This window comes from Paracoccus sp. PAR01 (assembly GCF_014851995.1).
GTDB classification, from domain to species: Bacteria; Pseudomonadota; Alphaproteobacteria; order Rhodobacterales; family Rhodobacteraceae; genus Paracoccus; species Paracoccus litorisediminis.
The window spans coordinates 1-246 of sequence record NZ_JACVAW010000126.1 but is presented as its reverse complement, the minus strand read 5'-3'; the positions used below and the strand labels follow the sequence as shown (position 1 = coordinate 246).

The following is a 246-nucleotide window of genomic DNA, read 5'->3' as shown; positions in this document are numbered from 1 at the left end:
GGGGCCTTGCGATTTGACTGCTCGAGCTACCACTACAAATCCCGCCGCACCGATCCGGCAGAGCTGAAACGGCGGATCAGGGAGATCTGTGAGACGCGTGTGCGCTATGGCTACCGCCGCGTTTACGTTGTCCTAGACCGGGAGGGCTGGGAGGTCAGCATTAAGATGGTCTATAACGTTTACAGGGCCTTGGGACTGCAGCTACGGAATAAAACCCCAAAACGGCGGGTGAAGGCGAAGCTGCGC

At 58.5% G+C, this 246-nt stretch carries 1 protein-coding gene; it reads left to right on the top strand.

The window, feature by feature from the left end; genetic code table 11:
• Positions 1-246, top strand: a 246-nt coding sequence (locus IB235_RS24985) for an IS3 family transposase (protein WP_192339098.1), incomplete at both ends; no start/stop codon positions are given.